The organism is Shewanella sp. 10N.286.51.B7, from assembly GCF_002873615.1.
GTDB classification, from domain to species: Bacteria; Pseudomonadota; Gammaproteobacteria; order Enterobacterales; family Shewanellaceae; genus Shewanella; species Shewanella electrodiphila.
In genome coordinates this window covers 3,999-5,763 of record NZ_MCUF01000026.1, presented here as the reverse complement: position 1 = coordinate 5,763, position 1,765 = coordinate 3,999, and the positions used below count along the sequence as shown (strand labels likewise).

The 1,765-nt window shown below is 50.9% G+C and carries 1 rRNA gene; it reads left to right on the top strand.

The features are described 5' to 3' along the window. Positions 1 to 177: 177 nt before the first annotated feature. Positions 178 to 1,722, top strand: a 16S ribosomal RNA gene (locus BCU84_RS07650). Positions 1,723 to 1,765: the final 43 nt, after the last annotated feature.

Sequence of the window (1,765 nt, the reverse complement as noted above, 5' to 3'; positions counted from 1 at the left end):
ACTCACAGGTGTTGAGTTAATCGAAATTGTCACTTAGGTGGCAATCAAAATTATTATCAATGTAACGATGAGTGTTCATAGCAATATGTAACAAACAGGATGTAGATTCTTCCGAGTCTGCATAATGTAATCAGAATTCATTGAGCCGAAGCATTTTCGAATGTTTCAAAAAAACTTTAATTGAAGAGTTTGATCATGGCTCAGATTGAACGCTGGCGGCAGGCCTAACACATGCAAGTCGAGCGGTAACAGAAAGAAAGCTTGCTTTCTTTGCTGACGAGCGGCGGACGGGTGAGTAATGCCTAGGGATCTGCCCAGTCGAGGGGGATAACAGTTGGAAACGACTGCTAATACCGCATACGCCCTACGGGGGAAAGGAGGGGACCTTCGGGCCTTTCGCGATTGGATGAACCTAGGTGGGATTAGCTAGTTGGTAAGGTAATGGCTTACCAAGGCGACGATCCCTAGCTGTTCTGAGAGGATGATCAGCCACACTGGGACTGAGACACGGCCCAGACTCCTACGGGAGGCAGCAGTGGGGAATATTGCACAATGGGGGAAACCCTGATGCAGCCATGCCGCGTGTGTGAAGAAGGCCTTCGGGTTGTAAAGCACTTTCAGTAGGGAGGAAAGGTAGTGGTTTAATACGCCATTACTGTGACGTTACCTACAGAAGAAGGACCGGCTAACTTCGTGCCAGCAGCCGCGGTAATACGAGGGGTCCAAGCGTTAATCGGAATTACTGGGCGTAAAGCGTACGCAGGCGGTTCATTAAGCCAGATGTGAAATCCCCGGGCTCAACCTGGGAATTGCATTTGGAACTGGTGAACTAGAGTCTTGTAGAGGGGGGTAGAATTTCAGGTGTAGCGGTGAAATGCGTAGAGATCTGAAGGAATACCGGTGGCGAAGGCGGCCCCCTGGACAAAGACTGACGCTCATGTACGAAAGCGTGGGGAGCAAACAGGATTAGATACCCTGGTAGTCCACGCCGTAAACGATGTCTACTCGGAGTTTGGTGCCTTGAGCACTGGGCTCCCAAGCTAACGCATTAAGTAGACCGCCTGGGGAGTACGGCCGCAAGGTTAAAACTCAAATGAATTGACGGGGGCCCGCACAAGCGGTGGAGCATGTGGTTTAATTCGATGCAACGCGAAGAACCTTACCTACTCTTGACATCCAGAGAATTCGCTAGAGATAGCTTAGTGCCTTCGGGAACTCTGAGACAGGTGCTGCATGGCTGTCGTCAGCTCGTGTTGTGAAATGTTGGGTTAAGTCCCGCAACGAGCGCAACCCCTATCCTTATTTGCCAGCGCGTAATGGCGGGAACTCTAGGGAGACTGCCGGTGATAAACCGGAGGAAGGTGGGGACGACGTCAAGTCATCATGGCCCTTACGAGTAGGGCTACACACGTGCTACAATGGCGTATACAGAGGGTTGCAAAGCCGCAAGGTCTAGCTAATCTCACAAAGTACGTCGTAGTCCGGATTGGAGTCTGCAACTCGACTCCATGAAGTCGGAATCGCTAGTAATCGTAGATCAGAATGCTACGGTGAATACGTTCCCGGGCCTTGTACACACCGCCCGTCACACCATGGGAGTGGGCTGCACCAGAAGTAGATAGTCTAACCTTCGGGGGGACGTTTACCACGGTGTGGTTCATGACTGGGGTGAAGTCGTAACAAGGTAGCCCTAGGGGAACCTGGGGCTGGATCACCTCCTTACCTATACGACTAACTTAATGTTTGTTGAGTGTTCACACAGATT